15 protein-coding genes are annotated in these 16051 nt (G+C 66.9%); 12 read left to right on the top strand and 3 right to left on the bottom strand.

Annotated elements, in window-relative coordinates:
• Positions 1 to 18: 18 nt before the first annotated feature.
• From ACTXG9_RS18315 to ACTXG9_RS18305, 3 genes are all read left to right on the top strand, one after another.
• Positions 19 to 636 (top strand): TetR/AcrR family transcriptional regulator, encoded by a 618-nt coding sequence (locus ACTXG9_RS18315; RefSeq protein WP_021203751.1) that lies wholly within the window; start codon positions 19 to 21, stop codon positions 634 to 636.
• 218 nt (positions 637 to 854) lie between these two features.
• Positions 855 to 1373 (top strand): c-type cytochrome, encoded by a 519-nt coding sequence (locus ACTXG9_RS18310; RefSeq protein WP_005407662.1) that lies wholly within the window; start codon positions 855 to 857, stop codon positions 1371 to 1373.
• Between the two features lie 210 nt (positions 1374 to 1583).
• Positions 1584 to 3029 (top strand): ExeM/NucH family extracellular endonuclease, encoded by a 1446-nt coding sequence (locus ACTXG9_RS18305; RefSeq protein WP_456115771.1) that lies wholly within the window; start codon positions 1584 to 1586, stop codon positions 3027 to 3029.
• 301 nt (positions 3030 to 3330) lie between these two features.
• On the opposite strand, the gene ACTXG9_RS18300 is transcribed toward ACTXG9_RS18305, so the two are convergent.
• Positions 3331 to 4188 (bottom strand): EamA family transporter, encoded by an 858-nt coding sequence (locus ACTXG9_RS18300; protein WP_206621540.1) that lies wholly within the window; start codon positions 4186 to 4188, stop codon positions 3331 to 3333.
• Positions 4189 to 4231: 43 nt separating this feature from the next.
• Here ACTXG9_RS18300 and ACTXG9_RS18295 point away from each other — a divergent pair, with 43 nt between their 5' ends.
• The 5 genes from ACTXG9_RS18295 (at position 4232) to ACTXG9_RS18275 (ending at position 10701) form a co-directional block, all read left to right on the top strand.
• On the top strand, positions 4232 to 4903 hold the full coding sequence (locus ACTXG9_RS18295) for an alpha/beta hydrolase (RefSeq protein ID WP_456115770.1): 672 nt from the start codon (positions 4232 to 4234) through the stop codon (positions 4901 to 4903).
• Positions 4900 to 6000 (top strand): cell division protein ZapE, encoded by a 1101-nt coding sequence (gene zapE, locus ACTXG9_RS18290; protein WP_111097704.1) that lies wholly within the window; start codon positions 4900 to 4902, stop codon positions 5998 to 6000. Before ACTXG9_RS18295 ends, zapE begins: the two co-directional genes overlap by 4 nt.
• A 67-nt stretch (positions 6001 to 6067) precedes the next feature.
• Positions 6068 to 6328 (top strand): hypothetical protein, encoded by a 261-nt coding sequence (locus ACTXG9_RS18285; RefSeq protein ID WP_111097703.1) that lies wholly within the window; start codon positions 6068 to 6070, stop codon positions 6326 to 6328.
• An 803-nt stretch (positions 6329 to 7131) separates the two neighbouring features.
• Positions 7132 to 9534 (top strand): ribonucleoside-diphosphate reductase subunit alpha, encoded by a 2403-nt coding sequence (locus ACTXG9_RS18280; protein WP_019661866.1) that lies wholly within the window; start codon positions 7132 to 7134, stop codon positions 9532 to 9534.
• Positions 9535 to 9681: 147 nt separating this feature from the next.
• Positions 9682 to 10701: a ribonucleotide-diphosphate reductase subunit beta gene (locus tag ACTXG9_RS18275; protein WP_005420683.1), complete on the top strand. Its 1020-nt coding sequence runs from the start codon at positions 9682 to 9684 to the stop codon at positions 10699 to 10701.
• 134 nt (positions 10702 to 10835) lie between these two features.
• Here the strand turns inward: ACTXG9_RS18275 and ACTXG9_RS18270 are convergent, their stop codons facing one another.
• Complete coding sequence (locus ACTXG9_RS18270; RefSeq protein ID WP_111097702.1) at positions 10836 to 11471, bottom strand: LysE family translocator; 636 nt, start codon at positions 11469 to 11471, stop codon at positions 10836 to 10838.
• Between the two features lie 152 nt (positions 11472 to 11623).
• On the opposite strand from ACTXG9_RS18270, the gene ACTXG9_RS18265 reads away from it, so the two are divergent.
• From ACTXG9_RS18265 to ACTXG9_RS18255, 3 genes are all read left to right on the top strand, one after another.
• Positions 11624 to 12025 (top strand): acyl-CoA thioesterase, encoded by a 402-nt coding sequence (locus tag ACTXG9_RS18265; RefSeq protein WP_005407672.1) that lies wholly within the window; start codon positions 11624 to 11626, stop codon positions 12023 to 12025.
• A 43-nt stretch (positions 12026 to 12068) separates the two neighbouring features.
• A complete protein-coding gene (locus ACTXG9_RS18260) occupies positions 12069 to 12884 on the top strand; it encodes an NAD-dependent protein deacetylase (protein WP_111097701.1) in 816 nt (271 codons plus the stop codon).
• Positions 12885 to 13005: 121 nt separating this feature from the next.
• A complete protein-coding gene (locus ACTXG9_RS18255; RefSeq protein ID WP_111097700.1) occupies positions 13006 to 14106 on the top strand; it encodes an NADH:flavin oxidoreductase/NADH oxidase in 1101 nt (366 codons plus the stop codon).
• Positions 14107 to 14109: 3 nt separating this feature from the next.
• On the opposite strand, the gene ACTXG9_RS18250 is transcribed toward ACTXG9_RS18255, so the two are convergent.
• Positions 14110 to 15021: a LysR family transcriptional regulator gene (locus ACTXG9_RS18250; RefSeq protein WP_021203759.1), complete on the bottom strand. Its 912-nt coding sequence runs from the start codon at positions 15019 to 15021 to the stop codon at positions 14110 to 14112.
• A gap of 114 nt (positions 15022 to 15135) precedes the next feature.
• Here ACTXG9_RS18250 and purU point away from each other — a divergent pair, with 114 nt between their 5' ends.
• Positions 15136 to 15987 (top strand): formyltetrahydrofolate deformylase, encoded by an 852-nt coding sequence (gene purU, locus ACTXG9_RS18245; RefSeq protein ID WP_026347242.1) that lies wholly within the window; start codon positions 15136 to 15138, stop codon positions 15985 to 15987.
• The last annotated feature ends 64 nt before the right edge of the window (positions 15988 to 16051 follow it).

The raw sequence follows: 16051 nt of genomic DNA, 5'->3' as shown, positions 1-16051 counted from the left end.
TGAAACCAGAATCAAAACATGGCCTACAAACGCTCTGCACTGATGGAAGAACGCCTGGCCGGGGCCCGTGAACGGATCCTGCTGGCCACCCGTGAACTGGTCGCCACTGGCGGCTGGCGCAATGCCCCGGTGACCGCCGTGGCGACCCTGGCGGGGGTGTCCACCGGCCTGATCTACCGGCACTTCCCGTCCAAGGCCGAGTTGTTCGTGGAGGTGCTCAACGCCGCGGTGGCCCACGAGGTGGCGATCATGGAGCGCATCGCCAGTGGCCCGGAGGCGGCCAGCGAGCGCCTGCGGCTGGCGATCACCGCCTTCGTACGCCGTGCCCTGGCTGGGCCGGGGCTGGCGCACGCCTTCATCGTCGAACCGGTCGACCCGGACGTGGAAGCCGAGCGCATGCGCGGTCGTCGCGCCTTCGGCGACGTGTTCCTGCGGCTGGTGGAGGAGGGCGTGGCGGCCGGTGAGCTGCCTGCGCAGGACGCGCATGTGGCCGCTGCGTGCCTGGTCGGCGCCTTCACCGAGGCGATGGTCGGCCCGACCGCGCCAAGCCGCGAAGCACACCGCGACGAAGATGCACTGGTGAACGCAATCTGCAGCTTCTGCCTGCGCGCGATCGGTGCCCCGGCAATTCGGTAGCGCCGGGCCATGCCCGGCGGCTGTCGCCATCCTCGACCGTTGTTGCCGCGCTTCGCGCTCGCCGGGCACGGCCCGGCGCTACCCGCATGCGGCCACGGCCGCATGCTGCGCCGCACCAGCATGACGCCTGTTGTCGCACGCATAGCGCGTTCTATACTCGGCCCATCACGCAGTCGCTCAGCCGTGGTCCAACGACTATCAGCCAGGGGTAACGAAGAGTGCGGAATTACGATCTGGAGTTCCTGAAACGCTTCTCCATGGTGATCGCGCTGCTGGCGACCATCACCCTCGGCCTCATCCTCCTTGCCGCCTACATCCACACCCGGATTCCACCCGAAGTATCGCCGACCGCGGCCAAGCGCACCGAACAGCGCATTTCGCCCACCGGCGCGGTCTATGCCGGCAGCACCGGCGCCGCCGCGCAGGCTGCGGCCAAGGCCGCCGCGCTGGCCAAGGCTGCTTCGCAGGTGGCTTACGGCGGCACCAAGGATGGCAAGGTGATCTTCGACAACCTGTGCACCGCCTGCCATACCACCGGCGTGGGCATGGCACCGACGCTGGACCACTCGCATTGGGACAAGCGCATCGCGCAGGGCAAGGACACCCTCTACAAGCACGCCATCGAGGGCTATACCGGCCCGGATGGCGGCATCATGCCGCCCAAGGGTGGCAACCCGGCCCTGACCGAAGAACAGATCCACGCCACCGTGGACTGGATGCTGGGCAACCTGAAATAGCCGCCGCAACGCGCCGCTTCCTGTAGAGCCGAGCCCACGCTCGGCTGCTCTGCGCACGGTGTGGCCAGGCGCAGCCGAGCGTGGGCTCGGCTCTACCACCTACTAAGCTTTGCCCACCGAGGCCTGATTGCCCCTGTGCCCCCGCCGCGCAGGCGGATCTCCGCATTTCAGGGTTAGTCTGTGCGCCCTCTTCACTGGAATCGCCCGTCGATGCGCCGCCGTTCCCTTGCTCTTGCCCTGTCCCTGCTGCTGCCGGCCAGCGCCTTTGCCCAGGCCCAGCCGCAGGCCGCATCAGCTACGACGCCCGCTGTCGCGCGCAGCAGCGCCACCGTGGTGCTGACCGCCGCACCGGCCGACTGGCGCGCGCTGGATGGCCAGCGCGTGCGCATCGCCGCACCGCTCACCCTGGCCGGTACCGATGGCCTGGAGCGCTTCGGCCAGCTCACCGTGGCCTTCGACGGCCGCCTCTGGCAGCCGACCGAAGTGGCTGCGCCGGGCACCGCCGGCTACGAGCAGGTGATGGCCGACAACCAGCGTCGCCGGCTGGTACTGGAAGATGGCAGTGACGCCCGCGACCCCGCCAGCGTGCCCTACCTGCCGGGCAACCCGGTGCTGCGCACCGGCATGCAGCTGCGCAACGTGGAGGGCATCGTGCGCGTGGATGCGCAGGGCCATCCGCGCCTGCAGGTCGAGGGAGCGCTGAAGCTGCCGGAGCTGAAGCGCCCGGCGGTGCCGACCGTGCCGGGCAGCCTGCATGTGGCGGCCTTCAACCTGGAGAACTTCTTCAATGGTGACGGCCAGGGCGGTGGCTTCCCGACCCTGCGCGGCGCGCGCACCCTGGACGAGCACAAGTCGCAGGTGGCCAAGCTGGTCACCACGGTCAACGCCTTGGGCGCCGATGTCGCCGCGCTGATGGAACTGGAGAACGATGGCTATGGTCCGCAGTCGGCCATCGCCGAACTGGTCGATGCGCTCAACCGCGACCGCGGCGCGCAGGGCGACTGGCGCTTCGTCGACGCCGGCACCGGTCCCGGCGACAACCCGATCCGGGTCGGGATCATCTACCGAAGCACGCGCCTGCAGCCGCTGGGCAAGCCGGCCACGCTGACCGGCGGCCCGTTCGTCGAGCACAGCCGCGTACCGTTGGCGCAGGCCTTCCAGGGCAAGCAGGGCGCGCCGTTCGTGGTGGTTGCCAACCACTTCAAGTCGAAGGGCTGCCGCGACGCCGCCGGTGCCGACGCCGACCGCAACGACAACCAGGGCTGCTGGAACGCGACCCGCGTGACCTCGGCGCAGCAGCTGCATGCCTGGCTGCAGACCGACCCGACCGGTACCGGTGCCAGGGACGCGGTGCTGCTGGGCGATTTCAATGCCTACGCGATGGAAGACCCGATCCGCACCCTGCGTGACCTGGGCTGGCAGGACGCATTCAAGGTCGCCAAGGTCGAGCATCCCTACAGCTACGTCTACAACGGCTATACCGGCCGCCTCGACCATGCACTGCTGAGCCCGGGCATGGCCAAGCGCCTGCGCGGTGCCGCCGAATGGCACAGCAATGCCGACGAGCAGGACGCCAGCGGCTACCAGGGCCGCAACGTGCAGGGCCCGTGGCGCAGCTCCGACCACGACCCGCTGCTGCTGGGTTTCGACAGATAGGGTTCGCCGGGGATCTGCTCTGGTAGGGACCTTGATCGGCACGGATGCCGCCTTTGCTTTTGATCTACCAGTCCGCCTTCCAGCGAGCCGAGCATCGCAAGTGGATCAGGGGCGAAGAGGCGCCGATGTCTGAGCGCAGCGAGTTCGGCGCCGTCCCCTGGTTCACCGAGAAGCGCAGGGTACCGGTGCACAGCACCGGCTCGCGGCTGGCGGCGCGTTTCTTTTGGTTACTTTTCTTTTCGCGCGAAAAGAAAAGCGACATCCCACCGCGGGCGCGGAAATGGCCCGCCGCAACCAACGCTCACCCCCAGGCGATCAGTCCGATCGCCAGCACCGCCAGTGCCAGGCCGACGCGGTTCCACTTCGTGGTGGCCTCGCCGAAGACGAACATGCCTACCAGCGCGCCCAGCACCACCACGCCGATGTTCATGCCGGCGAACACGGTGGCCGGACTCTCTGGCATCGCCTGGTGCGCCTGCACATAGAAAAGGATGTTGCCGCCATTGAGCAGGCCCAGCAGCGCGCCTGCGCCCAGGTTCCGCCAGGCCAGCCGGCTGCAGCCACTGAAATGCCGCCACAGCTGCAACGCCAGCATCAGCACGAAGGCCACGCTGAAGCTGGCCAGCACTGCCGCCATCGACGGTGTGCCCGACAGCGCCACCTGCTTGAGCAGTACGTCCACCACCGCGAACCCGGCCCAGACGCCCAGCAGCCAGCCCCAGGCAGCGGGCGAGGACGCTACGATCGGGCCGCGCGGACGCAGGCTGATGGCCACCATCGCCAGCAGGCCCAGGGCGAGCCCAGCCAGCTTCCACGGCGTGGCGGTCTGGCCGAAGAACAGGAAGGCGGCGGCCAGCGACAGCAGCAGTGACAGCCGCTGCGCGACATCGCTGCGGACGATGCCGGCCACCGCCACCGCGCGGCCCAGCACCAGGAAGATCGACGGCAGCACCACCGCCAGCGCCAGCAATGACAGCCACGGCGCATGCGGCGCGCGCAGCGCATCCAGCGGCGGCTGCAGCACCACGGCCGTCAGGGTCGCAGCCACCAGATAGTTCCAGGTGACCATCTGCGCAACATCCAGTTGGCGGCGTCCGGCCACCTTCAACAGCACCGAAACCAGCACGCTGCAGATCACGGCCAAAGACAGGTAGAGCATGGGGCGGGCACAGGGCAGGGGCGGGGGACGGTATCATGGTGCCATGCACAAGCCTTCGTTCCCCGTCGCCCCCGGCGAAACCGCCTGCCTCGAACTGGACGGCCCGGCCGGCCCGCTGGAAGTGGTCGTCGACCTGCCCAAGGCCGATGTACCGGTGCAGCCGATCGTGGCCATCGTCTGCCATCCGCTGTCCACTGAGGGCGGCACCCTGCACAACAAGGTGGTCACCATGACCGCCACCACCCTGCGCGAACTGGGCGTCGCCACGGTGCGCTTCAACTTCCGCAGCGTCGGTGGTTCGGCCGGTGAGTTCGACCACGGCGTGGGCGAGCAGGATGACCTGAAGGCCGTCGCCGCCTGGGTGCGCAGCCAGCGCCCGCACGACCGGCTGTGGCTGGCCGGTTTCAGCTTCGGTTCGTTCGTGTCGCTGAAGGCGGCTGCCGCGCTGCAGCCGGAGGCGCTGATCTCGATCGCGCCACCGGCCGGTCGCTGGGATTTCGACGGTATCGCACCGCCGGCCCGCTGGCTGGTGATCCAGGGCGAGCAGGACGAGATCGTCGACCCGCAGGCCGTCTACCAGTGGCTGGACACGCTGGACTTCCCGCATGAGCTGGTGCGCATGCCCGAGACCAGCCACTTCTTCCACCGCAAGCTGATCGACCTGCGTGGCGCGCTGACCCACGGCGTGAAGCATTGGTTGGGCGCGGCGGCATGAGTGCAACCGAGCTGACCCCGTCGCAGCGGTATGCGGAAGGGGTTGCCCGTGGCGACTGGCAGAACGACCCGGCCCAGCATGCGGCGCTGGCCGAGCTGGACCGCATCCACCTGGGCCTGCTGGACAGTGCCGAGGATGGCTGGCTGGACCGCCTGTCCTCGTTCTGGAAGAAGCCCGAGCCGGTCAAGGGCCTGTACTTCTGGGGCGGTGTCGGCCGCGGCAAGACCTTCCTGGTCGACCTGTTCTACGACGGGCTGCCGATCAAGCAGAAGTACCGCACCCACTTCCACCGCTTCATGCGCAGCGTCCACGAGCGCCTGCGCGAGCACCAGGGCCAGAGCGACCCGCTGGCGAAGATCGCCCAGGAATGGCGCAGCAACCTGCGCGTGCTGGTGCTGGACGAGTTCTTTGTCACCGACATCGGCGATGCGATGCTGCTGGCGCGGCTGCTGGAGCGCCTGTTCGCCGAGGGCGTGACCCTGGTCACCACCTCCAACACCGCAGTGGAGAACCTGTACCTCAACGGCCTGCAGCGCGAGAGCTTCCTGCCGGCCATTGCCCTGCTGCAGCGCTTCTGCGTCGAGCTGTACGCCGAAGGTACCGAGGATTACCGCATGCGCGCGCTGACCCGCTCGCCGGTATACCGCGCACCGCTGGCGGCCGACAGCGATGAGTGGCTGGCCACGCGCTGGAGCGAGCTGAGCGGCGGCCAGCCGGCCAAGCCCGGCAACATCGAGATCGAGGGCCGCAAGATTCCGGTGCGCGGCCGTGGCAAGAGCATCGCCTGGTTCGATTTCGCCGCGCTGTGCGAAGGCCCGCGCGGGCCCTCGGACTACATCGAGATCGCGCACGAGTTCAACACGGTGCTGCTGGGCGGCATTCCCGCCTTCGACCGCCTGAATGAGGATGCCGCGCGCCGCTTCGTCAACCTGATCGACGAGCTGTACGACCGCCACGTCAACCTGGTCTGCACCGCCAGCACCTCGCCGATCGAGCTGTACACCGGCCAGCGCCTGCAGGGCGCCTTCGAGCGTACCGCCTCGCGCCTGATCGAAATGCAGAGCGCCGAGTACCTGGGTACCCCGCACCGGGCGTGAGGGGTTCTGCTGGTTGTAGAGCCGAGCCCACGCTCGGCTGCTTCAAGTATTCCGGTGAGGGTGAATCATGAGTCAGGAAATCAACAAGCACGTTGCGCGAGCGATCGTTGAGCTTGCCATCTTCCTCGAGTTTTCGACGGATGACGTATTGGATCCAGATGCTGCAGTGCAGGGGCTCGAACGATTGGCTTCCACATTGCAAATGATGGACGTGGATTCCAAATCGTCCTTGTGCGTGCAGTTTGAAAGCATCGCAATGGAGTATTCAGGTGAGCAAGCCGGATTTGTTGAAGGCTTGGGCGAAGCGCTGGGGTTGATCGAAGCGTAGTCTGCTCATGTGTAGAAGCCCCAGATTCTTCTGGCACAAGGCAGTCAGAAATTCCGTGTTCGCGCAGAAGCAGAACATGAGTAACAGGTGCCTTCGAGCGTACCGCCTCGCGCCTGATCGAAATGCAGAGCGCCGAGTACCTGGGTACCCCACACCGGGCGTGAGGGGGCCTGAGGGCGTGCGTTGCCGGCCGGCGGCCGGCACGACCAGCCCGGAATTCCGGTAGTGCCGGCCGCTGGCCGGCAATGATTCGGGGGGGGGAGGGCGAAACGGCGTTACCTGCGGCCGCTCCTCCGGCCCGGCCGACACATGCGGCCTCGAGTCGCTGCCCGGCGGGTGATCCCCGACGTCCACCGCATTCCCACCGGCTGCCCACCACCTATCCACAGGGTTGTCCCTAGCCAGCTTCATCACTGTCATGTGAAGCTGTCATTGTTCCGTTTCTGCGGTGCGTTGTGCCACCGCAGTGACGCCTTTCGGGCTTGACTGCGCAGCCCGTTCCGGCGGGTCTGAAGCGTCTGATCAGGGCGCCGATGGCACGATCCTTGCGGCGCAAGGGATTGCCGAATTTCACTACATTTGGCGTTGACGGACCCCATTACCCCCACTATCTTGTGGCCGTCGGTCGCAGCAACCCCAGGTCTGGGGGTGGCAGCAGCACCCATCCGCGATCGTCAACGGCAGTGGCAGGCGCAGGGTCTCATCCTCTGCGACGCCGTCCTGCCATCCTGGGCCGTCATGTCCCGGGCTGCGTCACCCCGATGCATCGAGCACCCCCAAATCACGCCAAGAGGACATACGCCGTGAGCACCGAATCCAGCGCCACCATCGAGAAGGAAAGCGAATTCCTGTTGACGTCGCCGCCGACGGCCAACGCGATGAGTGTGACCAAGCGCAACGGGACCACCGAGCTGGTGGACCTGAACAAGATCGTGCGCGCGGTGCAGCGTTCCTCCGAAGGCCTGCACGCCGTCGATCCGATGCGCGTGGCCACCCGCACCATTTCCGGCCTGTACAACGGCGCCACCACCCGCGAGCTGGACGAGCTGTCCATCCGCACCGCCGCCCTGCTGATCGGTGAAGAGCCCGAGTACGGCCGCCTCGCTGCGCGCCTGCTGGCCAACTACATTGCCAAGGAAGTCTCGGGCCAGGAAATCTACGCCTTCTCGCAGTCGGTCAGCCGTGGCCATGAAGTCGGCCTGATCAACGACCGCCTGCTGAACTTCGTGCAGACCAATGCACGCAAGCTCAACGACGCCATCGACATCTCGCTGGACCTGAACTTCGATTACTTCGGCCTGCGTACCCTGTATGACCGTTACCTGCTGCGCCACCCGCACACCCGCAAGGTGATCGAGACCCCGCAGCAGTTCTTCCTGCGCATCGCCAGTGCGCTGAGCGAGGACGTGTCCGAGACCCTGGCGCTGTACAAGCGCATGGGCAACCTGGACTACCTGCCGTCCAGCCCGACCCTGTTCAATTCCGGCACCACCCACGAACAGCTGTCCTCGTGCTTCCTGCTGGATTCGCCGCAGGACTCGCTGGAGTCGATCTACGCCAAGTACGGTGACATCGCCCAGCTGTCGAAGTTCTCCGGCGGCATCGGCGTCAGCTACACCCGCGTGCGTTCGCGTGGTTCGCTCATCAAGTCGACCAACGGCCACTCCAACGGCATCGTGCCGTGGCTGAAGACCATGGATTCGTCCGTGGCCGCGGTGAACCAGGGCGGCAAGCGCAAGGGCGCAGCCTGCGTGTACCTGGAAACCTGGCACGCCGATATCGAGGACTTCCTCGAACTGCGTGACAACACCGGTGACGAAGCCCGCCGTGCGCACAACCTGAACCTGGCCAACTGGGTACCGGACCTGTTCATGAAGCGCGTCGAGGCCGACCAGGAATGGTCGCTGTTCGATCCGCGCGTGGTGCCGGAGTTCACCGACCTGTTCGGCGAAGCCTTCGAGGCCGCCTACCTGCAGGCCGAAGCCCAGGGCAAGGCCAACCGCACCATCCCCGCGCGCAAGCTGTACGCCCGCATGATGCGTACGCTGGCCGAGACCGGCAACGGCTGGATGACCTTCAAGGACAAGTGCAACCGCGCAAGCAACCAGACCCTGCGTCCGGGCAACGTGATCCACCTGTCCAACCTGTGCACGGAAATCCTGGAAGTCACCTCCAACGATGAAACCGCAGTGTGCAACCTGGGTTCGATCAACCTGGGCAACCACTTCGACGAGCACAACGAGTTCGACTTCGAGAAGCTGGCCGAGACCGTGCGCCTGGCCGTGCGCCAGCTCGACCGCGTCATTGACCTGAACTTCTACCCGATCGAAACCGCCCGCCGCGCCAACCTGCGCTGGCGTCCGGTCGGCCTGGGCTGCATGGGCCTGCAGGATGTGTTCTTCCGCAAGCGCCTGCCGTTCGACAGCGCCGAGGCCCGCGCCCTGTCGAAGAAGATTGCCGAAGCGATCTACTTCCACGCGCTGGAAACCTCCTGCGAGCTGGCCCAGGAACGCGGCAAGCACCCGTCGTTCAACGACACCCGTGCCGCCAGTGGCGAACTGCAGTTCGATGCCTGGAACGTGGTGCCGGAAGACACTGCGCGCTGGGATGCCCTGCGTGAGCGCATCAAGGAACACGGCCTGCGCAATTCGCTGATGATCGCGATCGCGCCGACCGCGACCATCGCCTCGATCGCCGGCTGCTACGAGTGCGTAGAGCCGCAGGTGTCCAACCTGTTCAAGCGCGAGACCCTGTCCGGTGACTTCCTGCAGGTCAACCGCTACCTGGTCAACGAGCTGAAGAAGCTGGGCCTGTGGACGCCGGAAATGCGCGATGCCATCAAGCTGGCCGAAGGCTCCATCGCGGGTCTGCCACAGATCCCGGAAACGCTGCGCGAGGTCTATCGCACCGCGTGGGAACTGCCGATGCGTTCGCTGATCGACATGGCCGCCGAACGTGGCGCCTTCATCGACCAGTCGGCCTCGCTCAACCTGTTCATGGAAAGCCCGAACATCGGCGCGATGTCCTCCATGTACATGTACGCCTGGAAGCAGGGCATCAAGACCACCTACTACCTGCGTTCGCGCCCGGCCACCAAGATCGCCAAGACCACGGTGAGCAGCGCGGCCCCGGCCAAGGTGTTCAGCCCGGACGAAGCCATCGCCTGCTCGCTGGAAAACCCGGAAGCCTGCGAGGCCTGCCAGTAACACACCGCGCGGTGGGTGCCGACCGTTGGTCGGCACTCGAGCACCTCGCACCTGTGGAGCCGAGCCACGCTCGGCCACAGCAGGGAAACACCCAGGTAGCGCCGGGCCACGCCCGGCGTTTTGACCCGAGAAGACAAGGAAACACCCATGGCCGACAAGCCCAAGCAGATGCTGCTCGATCCCGGTTTTGAACTGACCCTGCGCCCGATGCGCTACCCGCAGTTCTATGACATGTACCGGAACGCGATCAAGAACACCTGGACGGTGGAAGAGATCAACTTCCAGATCGACATCACCGACCTGCACAGCAAGATGTCGCCGGGTGAGCGCCACCTGATCCACCGCCTGGTCGCGTTCTTCGCCACCGGCGACTCGATCGTGTCCAACAACCTGGTGCTGAACCTGTACCAGCACCTCAATGCGCCGGAAGCGCGCATGTACCTGTCGCGCCAGTTGTATGAAGAAGCACTGCACGTGCAGTTCTACCTGACCCTGCTGGACAACTACCTGCCGGACCCGGAAGAGCGCGCCAAGGCGTTCTCGGCGGTGGAGAACATCGACTCGATCAAGAAGAAAGCCGATTTCTGCTTCAAGTGGATCGACTCGATCCAGGACCTGACCCGCATCGAGACCCGCGAGCAGCGCCGCCAGTTCCTGCTCAACCAGATCTGCTTTGCCGCCTGCATCGAAGGCCTGTTCTTCTTCGCTGCGTTCGCCTACGTGTACTACTTCCGTTCGCGCGGCCTGCTGCCAGGCCTGGCCTCGGGCACCAACTGGGTGTTCCGCGACGAAAGCGCGCACATGGAGTTCGCCTTCGAGTCGGTGCGCGTGGTGCGTGAGGAAGAGCCGGACCTGTTCGACGATGAAATGAAGCAGCAGGTCTACGACATGCTGGCCGAAGCCATCGAATGCGAAGTGCAGTTCGCCGAGGACGTGCTGTCCGGTGGCGTGGCTGGCATTTCCACCCGCGACATGCGCCAGTACCTGCAGCACTGCGCCGACCAGCACTTTGCCAAGCTGGGCATGGAAAAGAAGTACAACGTGCGCAACCCGCTGCCGTTCATGGAACTGCAGGACGTGCAGGAACTGACCAACTTCTTCGAACGCCGCGTCTCGGCCTACCAGGTCGGCGTGCAGGGCGAAGTCGCCTTCGACATGAACTTCTGATCGAACCGGTCAGGCCTGTCGCAACGAAAGACCCCGGCCAATGCCGGGGTTTTTTGTTGCGCGCCCGCTTTTGTAGAGTCGAACCATGCTCGACTGCTGTTCGCAAGAAAGTCGAGCATGGCTCGACTCTACAATCAGCGCCGCCCTTCCATCGCCATGCGCACCGCCAACCCGGCCAGCACCGTGCCCATCAGCCAGCGCTGCACCCTCTGCCAGGTGGGGCGCGCGGCCAGAAAGCCGGCGATGCTGCCGGCGGTCAGCGCGATCAGGCCGTTCACGCTGACGCTGACCAGGATCTGGGTGGAGCCCAGCACGATCGACTGCATCAGCACGCTGCCGTCGCTGTCCGGATGCAGGAACTGCGGCAGCAGCGACAGGTACATCACCGCGATTTTCGGGTTCAGCAGGTTGGTCAGGAAGCCCATCGTGAACAGCTTGCGCGGGCTGTCCTGCGGCAGGTCGCGTACCGCGAACGGCGAACGTCCACCCGGCTTGAGCGCCTGCCAGGCCAGGTACAGCAGGTACAGCGCGCCGCCGATGCGCAGCGCGTCATAGGCGAACGGCACGGTCATCAGCAGGGCGGTGATGCCCAATGCCGCGCACAGCATGTAGAACACGAAGCCCAGCGCCACCCCGCCCAGCGAGATCAGGCCCGCCATCGGCCCTTGGCAGATCGAGCGCGAGATGACGTAGATCATGTTCGGCCCGGGCGTGAGCACCATGGCCAGCGAAACCAGCGCAAAGGCCAGCAGGTCGGAAGTGGCGGGCATGGGCAGTCCTGGCAGCGGGCGTGGCGCAGTGTAACGCCTGCTGCAGGCGCGGCCTGCGCAGGCACCGCTGCCGGGTGACCGTTGCACGTGCATTCCGATGGCCATCACGCCGGTCGCTTAGAATCCGCAGCACCCCACACCGAAGCACCCCCATGACCCCGATCCCCGAGACCGTGCCGCCCATCGAAGTGCGCATGGCCGAAATCGTCTTTCCCAACCACACCAACCACCTGGGCACCCTGTTCGGCGGCCAGGCATTGGCGTGGATGGACAAGGCCGCCTTCCTGGCCGCCGCCCGCTACTCGCGCCGCACCGTGGTGACCGCGCGCAGCGACCAGGTCGACTTCAAACTGCCGATCCGCATCGGCCAGATGGTGGAAACCATCGGCCGCATTGTCGAAGTCGGCCGCAGCTCGATGAAGGTGGAGGTGGAACTGGTCGCCGAGGACCTGCACAGCGGCGAGCGCAAGCTGTGTACCCGCGGCCACTTCGTGATGATCGCGCTGGACGAGGAAGGCCACCCGATCGCGGTGCCGCCGCTGCCGGCCGCCTGAGCCGGCGCTTGCACGGGCGCTGCGGCGCCCCCATCTGGCAGCCATGACCTCGCCGCTGACCGACTTCATCGACCGCGCCCAGCGCCTGTTCGTGCTGACCGGCGCCGGTTGCAGCACCGCATCGGGCATCCCCGATTACCGGGATGCCGACGGCCAGTGGAAGCGCACCCCGCCGGTGACCTACCAGGCCTTCATGGGCGAGACCGCTACCCGCCAGCGCTACTGGGCGCGCAGCCTGCTGGGCTGGCCGCGCTTCGGCCTGGCCCGGCCCAACGGTACCCACCAGGCCCTGGCCGCACTGGAGAGCCGTGGCAAGCTGCAGGTGCTGCTGACCCAGAACGTGGACGGCCTGCACCAGCGCGCCGGCAGCCGTAACGTGATCGACCTGCATGGCCGCCTGGACCTGGTGCGCTGCATGTGCTGCGAGCGGCGCAGCGATCGCGGGGAGTTCCAGCAGCGCCTGCTGGACGCCAACCCCGGCTGGGACACGCTGGAGGCCGGCATCGCCCCGGACGGCGACGCCGACCTGGAGACCGATTTCTCCAGCTTCGTGGTACCCGGGTGCCCGCACTGCGGCGGGGTGTTGAAGCCGGACGTGGTGTTTTTCGGCGAGAACGTGCCGCGCGAGCGGGTGGAGGCGGTGCACGAGCACCTGCAGCAGGCCGACGCCGTGCTGGTGGTGGGCTCGTCGCTGATGGTCTATTCCGGCTTCCGCTTCGTGCAGGCGGCGGCCAAAGCAGGACTGCCGGTGGCGGCACTGAACCGTGGCCGCACCCGTGCCGACGACCTGCTGCAGTTCAAGGATGAACGCGATTGTGCTGAGGCGCTGGCGTCGGTTATCGAACCATCGGCTGGGTAGAGTCGACTGTCAGTCGACTCTACAGGCCACCCGCCGCCGCGAAACAGCGATCCATCCAGATGGTTGATCCGGGAGCCGCGCAGCGGTGCAATATGCCCCCCTACGTCGTCCCATCACTGTCTTGAGCCAGCTGTTTTCGCCGATCTCGTTCGGCCCCCTGACCCTGTCCAACCGCATCGTCATCGCGCCGATGTGCCAGTACTCCGCCGAAGATGGCCGCGCCAGCGACTGGCACGCCATGCACCTGGGCAACCTGGCGCAATCCGGCGCCGGCCTGCTGATCCTGGAAGCCACCGCAGTCGAGCCGCGTGGCCGCATCAGCTGGGCCGACCTGGGCCTTTGGGATGACGGCACCGAGGCCGCGTTGGCACAGGTATTGGCCAGCGTCCGCCGCTGGTCGCCGATGCCGCTGGGCATCCAGCTTGGCCATGCCGGTCGCAAGGCGTCGGTGAACCGCCCTTGGGACGGCGGTGGTCAACTGCCAGCCGACGACACGCGTGGCTGGATCACCGTGGCGCCGTCGCCGCTGCCGTTCCATGCTGCCGATCCGGCGCCGCAGGAACTGGACGAGGCCGGCATCGCCGAGCTCGTTGCTGCCTTCGCCGCCAGTGCGGTGCGCGCCGAGCGCCTGGGCTTCGAGCTGATCGAGCTGCATGCCGCGCACGGCTACCTGCTGCACCAGTTCCTGTCGCCGCTGAGCAACCGCCGCACCGATGGCTACGGTGGCTCATTGCCGAACCGCCTGCGCCTGCTCGTGGAAGTATTCGACGCCGTGCGTGCGGCGGTATCGGACAAGGTCGCCGTGGGCGTGCGCATCTCCGCCAGCGACTGGGTCGATGGCGGCTGGGATCTGGTGCAGAGCGAAGCGCTGGCCCAGGTGCTGGACGCGCGCGGCTGCAACTTCCTGCACGTTTCCAGCGGTGGCCTGGACGAGCGCCAGAAGATCACCGTCGGCCCGGGCTACCAGGTGCCGTTCGCAGCAGCGATCAAGGCCAAGGTGCGCATGCCGGTGATCGCGGTGGGCATGATCACCGAACCGGAGCAGGCCGAATCGATCCTGCGCCATCGCCACGCCGATGCGGTAGCGCTGGCACGCGGCATCCTCTACGACCCGCGCTGGCCGTGGCACGCTGCTGCCGCATTGCGCGACAGCGTGGAGCCGGCGCCGCAGTACCTGCGCTGCGAGCCGCGCGAGGCGCGTGGCGTGTTCAAGACGCGCTGAGGCTCACACCCGCCAAGCCGGCGCGATGCCGGCCTGAAGGTGATCGAACAGCGCGCGGATCTTGGCGGTGAAATCGCGGCGGTCGCTGACGCAGAAGTAGACCTCCATCGGTTCCGGGCGCCACGCGGTGTCGGCGCCGAACACCGCCTGCAGGCGGCCATCGCGCAGGTACGGCTCGGCCACGAAGGCGGCCAGCCGGGTGATGCCGGCACCGGCCGCCGCCAGCGTCGCCAGCGCATCGATGTCATCGCAGACCATGCTCGGTGGCAGCGCGGCGTCCACGCGCTGGCCGTCCTTCAGCAGGCCCCAGCGCAATGGCCGGCCATCGGTGGGGAAGCGGTGCAGCAGCCCGCGATGACCGCCCAGCTCGGATGGCTGTTGCGGGGTGCCGCGTGCCTTCAGGTAGGCCGGCGAGGCGCAGAACACGAACGGAACACGCGCCAGCTGCCGCGCCACCACCCCGTCCTCCAGCTGGGCCCCGATGCGGATGCTGGCATCCACCGCTTCCGGGCCATGCTGCACGGCGCGGTCGGTCAGGCGCAGCTCCAGCTGCAGTTGCGGGTAGCGCTGCTGCAGCGAAGGCAGCAACGGCGCCAGCACATGGCGGCCGAACGCACTGCTGCTGGCGATGCGCAGCGGCCCGGCCGGTTCGATGTCACCGGCGGTGACCATCGCCTGCGCGCGCGCCAGGTCGGCTTCGATGTGGCGCACCTGCGCCAGGTACAGCGCGCCGGCCTCGCTGAGGGCCAGCTGCCGCGTGCTGCGGTTCAGCAGCCGTACGCCCAGATGGGCCTCCAGCCGGTTGATGTTCTGGCCGACCGCGGTGGCGCTGATGCCAAGGATGCGGGCCGCGGCGGCAATGCTGCCGGTCTCTGCGGTGCGGGTGAAGCTGCGGATCAGTTGCAACAGGTTCATGACCGACCAGCTTGCCACGGGAAGATCAAAGTATCGCTTGGTACTGAACCAAGCAGGTCGGTTGCACCCGTGATCATCCGGCCGCTGGGCAGGGCGCTGCCCTACACTGTGGCGATGCGCCCCGATTCCATTCTTACCCTGTCCTGCCCCGACCGTACCGGCATCGTCTATCGCGTATCCGGCCTGCTGTTCGACCACGGCTGCAACATCCTCGACGCCCAGCAGTTCGGCGACGAGGAAAGCGGCCGCTTCTTCCTGCGCGTGCATTTCGATCGCGATGCCGGCCTGCCGCTGGAGACCGTGCACGCCGCGATGGCCACGCTCGCCCAGGACTTCGGCATGGACTGGCAGCTGCACGATGGCCGCCGCCGCGCACGCCTGCTGGTGCTGGTCAGCAAACAGGGGCATTGCCTCAACGACCTGCTGTTCCGCGCCCACAGCGGCCAGCTGAAGGTCGACATTGCGGCGGTGGCGTCCAACCACGCCGACTTCGCGCCATTGGCCGCCTCCTACCAGGTGCCGTTCCACCACCTGCCGGTGACCGCCGATACGCGCGCGGTGCAGGAGCAGCAGATCATCGACCTGGTCGAGCGTGAGCGCATCGACCTGGTGGTGCTGGCGCGCTACATGCAGATCCTGTCACCCACGCTGTGCCGCGCGCTGGCCGGCCGTGCGATCAACATCCACCACAGCTTCCTGCCCAGCTTCAAGGGCGCGCAGCCGTACCACCAGGCGCACGCGCGCGGGGTCAAGATCATCGGTGCCACCGCGCACTACGTCACCGAGGACCTGGACGAAGGCCCGATCATCGAACAGGACGTGGCCCGCGTTGACCATGCGATGGCGCCGCGCGAACTGGTGCGGCTGGGCAGTGATACCGAATCGCTGGTGCTGGCGCGTGCGGTGCGCCGCCATGTGGAACACCGCATCCTGCTCAATGGGCATCGCACGGTGGTGTTCCGGTAATCGCCCATCCCGCGTCCGCCGGGCATGGCCCGGCGCTACCCATGGGCGCGATCCGGTAGCGCCG

Source organism: Stenotrophomonas maltophilia group sp. LNF247, from assembly GCF_054083135.1.
This window is presented reverse-complemented; position numbering and strand designations above follow the sequence as displayed.